Annotated in this window: 4 protein-coding genes and 2 tRNA genes; 5 read left to right on the forward strand and 1 reads right to left on the reverse strand. The window is 70.2% G+C overall.

Features of this window, described 5'->3' with window-relative positions:
• Positions 1 to 316: 316 nt before the first annotated feature.
• The 5 genes from VF665_RS09805 to VF665_RS09825 all read left to right on the forward strand — a co-directional run bounded on the left by VF665_RS09805 (position 317) and on the right by VF665_RS09825 (position 4,140).
• On the forward strand, positions 317 to 1,300 hold the full coding sequence (locus tag VF665_RS09805) for a mechanosensitive ion channel family protein (RefSeq protein WP_331053242.1): 984 nt from the start codon (positions 317 to 319) through the stop codon (positions 1,298 to 1,300).
• A 103-nt stretch (positions 1,301 to 1,403) separates the two neighbouring features.
• Entirely contained in the window at positions 1,404 to 2,849 is a 1,446-nt protein-coding gene (gene cysS / locus VF665_RS09810) for a cysteine--tRNA ligase (protein WP_331053243.1), read from the forward strand.
• Positions 2,850 to 2,854: 5 nt separating this feature from the next.
• On the forward strand, positions 2,855 to 3,859 hold the full coding sequence (locus VF665_RS09815) for a methyltransferase domain-containing protein (RefSeq protein ID WP_331053244.1): 1,005 nt from the start codon (positions 2,855 to 2,857) through the stop codon (positions 3,857 to 3,859).
• Between the two features lie 54 nt (positions 3,860 to 3,913).
• Positions 3,914 to 3,986, forward strand: a tRNA-Thr gene (locus VF665_RS09820).
• A gap of 81 nt (positions 3,987 to 4,067) precedes the next feature.
• Positions 4,068 to 4,140, forward strand: a tRNA-Gly gene (locus tag VF665_RS09825).
• 106 nt (positions 4,141 to 4,246) lie between these two features.
• Here the strand turns inward: VF665_RS09825 and VF665_RS09830 are convergent.
• On the reverse strand, positions 4,247 to 4,692 hold a 446-nt coding region (locus VF665_RS09830; protein ID WP_331053245.1), incomplete at its 5' end, for a DUF2442 domain-containing protein.

The following is a 4,692-nucleotide window of genomic DNA, read 5'->3' on the forward strand; positions in this document are numbered from 1 at the left end:
GCCCCCCCACCCCACAGGCCCGTCCTCCCGACCCACTTTCCTACTTTCGTACTTTCCTACTTTCGTACTTTCCTACTTTCGTACTTTCCTACTTTCGTACTTTACTACTTTCGTACTTTCGTACTCTCGTACTCCCCGCACTCACCCAGGCAGCACAGCCGCACCCACACACCCCGCACTCCGCACTCCGCACTCCGCACTCACGCACTCACGCACTCACGCACTTCCCTCCCGCCTTGACCGCCGCGCAACCCGCCGCTTACGTTCGCGGGCCTGGCCGCGGCGCCGTGCCGCGGCTCATCCGCCGCCCCGATCCATGATCCAGGCAGACACCGTCACCCTGGTGCCGCTGGCCGCCCTGCGCGACCGGTGGGCCGACAAGTTCAGCTGGGAGGCGCTGGCCATTACCGGCATGCGCGTCGCCGGTGCGCTGTTCGTCACCATGCTCGCGTACTGGGCGCTGCGCCTGGTGCTCAAGCGGGTGGAGCGGGCCATCGGCGACCCCACGCCGGGGGTGATCAGCGCGCAGACCCAGCGCGCGCGCACGCTGCTGAGCCTGCTGCGCAGCATCGGCCTGGTGCTGATCGTGATCCTGGGCATCTTCATGGTGCTGGGCTCGCTGGGGGTAAACTTGGGCCCGCTGCTGGCCGGCGCCGGCGTCATCGGCCTGGCCGTCTCGTTCGGCGCGCAGTCGCTGGTCAAGGACATCATCTCCGGGCTGTTCATCCTGTTCGAGAACCAGTTCGGCGTGGGCGACGTCATCCGCATCGAAGGGGTGAGCGGCACGGTGGAGCGCATGACGCTGCGGGTGGTCGTTCTGCGCGACGTGCACGGGGTGGTGCACATCGTCCCCAACGGCGAAATCAAGAAGGTGAGCAACCTGACCCGCACGTGGGCGCGCGTGGTGCTGGACGTGGGCGTGGCGTACCGCGAGGACCCGGACCGCGTCATCGCCGTGCTGCGCGACGTGGGGCGGGAGATGTACGAGGACGAGCAGTGGAAGCCGCTGCTCATCGACCCCGTGGAGGTGCCGGGGATCGAGGCGTTCGGCGACTCGGCGGTCACGCTGCGGGTGATGGCCAAGACGCTGCCCCTCAAGCAGTGGGACGTGGCGCGCGAGCTTCGCCGCCGCATCAAGTACCGGTTCGACCGCGAGGGGATCGAAATTCCCTTTCCCCACCAGACGGTCACCTGGGGCGAAAACCCGCCCCCGCCGTACCTTGCGGCCATGGCGCCCTCCGGAATCGGGGCCACGGAAGACTCCGCGCGCCCGGAACGGGATGATGAGGACGATGCATAGAGAGCGATGTAGGCCGGCCGCAATCTGACCGAATCGCTCCGGCGCCCGGGCGGCTGCCCGCGCGCGCCCGTCGCCCGCTTTCCATCCATCGAAGAAAACGCACATGCCGCTGACGTTCTACAACACGCTCACCCGCCGTGAAGAGGAATTCGTTCCCCTTGTGGAGGGAAAGGTGGGGCTCTACACCTGCGGCCCCACCGTGTACGCGCCGCCGCACATCGGCAACATGCGCACGTTCTTCTTTACGGACGTGGTGCGGCGCTACCTGGAGTACCGGGGCTACGAGGTGCGGTTCGTGATGAACCTGACCGACGTGGACGACAAGACCATCCGGGGCGCCCTGCGCGAGGGCGTGTCGCTGAACGAGTACACGGAGCCGTTCATCGACAACCTGTACTGGAACCTGGACACGCTGGGCATCCGCCGCGCCACCGTGCACCCGCGGGCCACGCACTACGTCCCGCAGATGATCGACATCATCCGCCGGCTGCAGGAGCGCGGGCTGGCGTACGAGAGCGAGGGGAGCGTCTACTACGACATCAGCGAGTTCCCCAACTACGGCGCGTTGAGCAAGGTGGACGTGAGCGCCGGGCGCCGCGGCGAGCGCGTGGCCGCCGACGAGTACGACAAGGACGACGTGCGCGACTTCGTGCTCTGGAAGGGCGTGAAGCCCGAGGACGAGCAGGTGGGCGCGGTGTGGGACACGCCCTGGGGCCGCGGCCGGCCGGGGTGGCACATCGAGTGCTCGGCCATGAGCATGCAGGAGCTGGGCGAAACCTTCGACATCCACTGCGGCGGGGTGGACCTCGTGTTTCCGCACCACGAGGACGAGATCGCGCAGAGCGAGGGGGCGACGGGAAGGACGTTCGTGCGCTACTGGCTGCACGGCGAGTTCCTGCTGCTGGAGGGCGACAAGATGGCCAAGAGCACCGGCAACATCTTCAACCTCCAGGACCTGATGGACCGCGGGGTAAAGCCGTCCGCCATCCGCTACCTGTTCCTGACGGCGCACTACCGCAGCAAGCTCAACTTCACCTTCGAGGGGCTGGGCGCCGCGGCCGAGGCCGTGCGCCGCGTGCGCGACACGCGCGACCGGCTGCGCGACCATCCCGCCGCGCGCGATCCCGATCCCATGGACGCCCCGTCGCTGCACCTGGCGGCGGACGATTCGCTGGCCGCCTTTGCCGCGGCCATGGACCAGGACCTCAACAGCAGCGTGGCGCTCGCCGCCCTGCACGAACTGGTGGGGCGGGTGAACGCGCGGCTGCACGAGCTGGCCGGGCGCCCCATCGGCCAGGCGGAGCAGGCGGCGGCGCTGCGGGCCTTTGAACGCATCGACGGCGTGTTCGGCTTCGTGATGCTGGCGGACCGCGAGAACGTGGTGGACGACGACCTGGCGGGATGGGTGGAGGAGCGGATCGAGGCGCGGCAGGCGGCCCGCAAGGCGCGCGACTTTGCCCAGGCGGACGCCATCCGGGACGAGATCGCGGCCCGCGGCGTGGTGATTGAGGACACCGCGCAGGGCCCGCGCTGGAAGCTGGGCGCCTGACCGCCGTGCCGCCCGCCGCCCCGTCCGACGCCGCGCGCTGGGAAACCGTCCCGGCGTGCGGCGTCTGCAGGTCCCCCGGCTGGCGCTCCGCGGGCACGGTGTGCGGCCGCCGCTTTGCCGCGTGCACGGAGTGCGGCGTGGTGCGGCTGTACGATCGCGTGGCGGAGGACCATCTGCACCTGCTGTACGCCGGCTACTACCCCGGCGCGGACCCCACCCCCGCGGAGCTGGACGCGCAGCTCGCGAACCCCACGTTCGCGCACCGCCGGCGGCGGCTGGAGGCGGCGGTGCCCTCGGCGGAGCGGCGCCTCTTTGAGATCGGCTGCGGGGACGGCAATTTTCTGGCGTCGCTGCGGCGCGCGGGATGGGCGGTAGGCGGATCGGAGTTCGATGCGCGCACGGCGGAGATGGTGCAGCGGCGCCACGGCATTCGCCTGTTCGTGGGCGACGTGGCGAGCGGGCCGCCCCCGGCCGGGGCCCCATTTCCCGCCGCGGCGGCGTACCACGTCCTGGAGCACGTGTACCATCCCGCGGAGTGGCTGCGCGCCGTGCGGCGGATGCTGGCGCCGCGCGGCGTGCTGCACCTGCAGTTGCCCAACCACGCCTCGCTCACACGGCGGCTCACGGGCGCGGCATGGGCGTCGCTCATGTTTCCGCAGCACGTGTACTTCTACACGCCGCGCACCCTGGCGGAGCTGCTGCGGCGCGAGGGGTTCGCGGTGGAATCGTCGACGACGTGGGATCCGTGGCACGGCCCGGGCACCGTGGCCGGCTCCGCGCTGAACACGGTGCGCCGCCTGGCCACCGGCCGCATTCCGTGGACGGACGCCCTCGCGGACGAGGCGGACGGCGCGCCCTCTCCGGATGGGTCGGCGGTGGCGGATGCGGCGCCGCCTGGGCGGCCCCGGCTGGCGCGGCGCCTGGTGGACGCGGCGGCGGGGCCGCTGGCGCGCGTGGAGGCAGCGGCGGGGCTGGGAGCGGTGGTGGACGTGGTGGCGCGTGTGGCGTGAACGGGCGGGGGTGGTGCGATCCGGCGCGCGGGTTTACTTTTGGGCCGCGTTTTGGCCACCTTAGCTCAGCTGGTAGAGCACTCGATTTGTAATCGAAAGGTCGTCGGTTCGATCCCGACAGGTGGCTCTGCCGCGCGCCAGGATGGATTGCGCGCCCCAGAGATTTTCGATATACTCATGTCCCCGCGCACGGCTGGTGCGCAGGTTTGCGGGAGTAGCTCAGTTGGTAGAGCGTCAGCCTTCCAAGCTGAATGTCGCCGGTTCGAGCCCGGTCTCCCGCTCTGATGGAACGACAAAGCCCCGGCGCCTTCCTGGCGCCGGGGCTTTGTCGTTTCGGGGCTGCGGATCGGGCCTCAGCGACTCCTCCCGTCCGTATGCCCGGCGCAATTACGCCGCGGGAGCCTTCTTCGGCCGCCCGCCCTTTTTTCCGTTCTCGCGCACCGCGGCCGCCTTTGCCGCCGTCGTGGCCGATCCGCCCTTGCGGCCCATCAGCGCGGCCATCCACGCCTTGCCGCCCACGACGCCGGACAGCAGCCCCGCCACGCTCATGTCCACGTCCAGAGCGTCCCAGCGAAGCCCCGATCCGCCCGCCTCGACGGAGATGTTCGCCAGGTCTTTCGCGCTCGCGCCCTTCAGGCCCTGAATGAGCGGCGCCGGCACCTCGAACGCGCAGCCGTTGGTGAGCTCCACCCGCACCAGGTGCGTATGAGGATCATAGCCCGCCGCGGCGGCGCGGGGCTCGGTGCGGTCCGCCTGCTCCGTTGCGGCGACGGCGGCCGGGATCTGGGCGAGGATCTCGGCATCCGTGGGCGACTTGGGTTCACGCGCCATGA

This window comes from Longimicrobium sp. (assembly GCF_036387355.1).
Taxonomy (GTDB): Bacteria; Gemmatimonadota; Gemmatimonadetes; order Longimicrobiales; family Longimicrobiaceae; genus Longimicrobium.

What these genes read in the sequence shown, in the direction of transcription:
- cysS (WP_331053243.1), top strand. Translation starts at nt 1,404, where the DNA reads ATGCCGCTGACGTTCTACAACACGCTCACCCGCCGTGAAGAGGAATTC.
- VF665_RS09805 (WP_331053242.1), top strand. Translation starts at nt 317, where the DNA reads ATGATCCAGGCAGACACCGTCACCCTGGTGCCGCTGGCCGCCCTGCGC.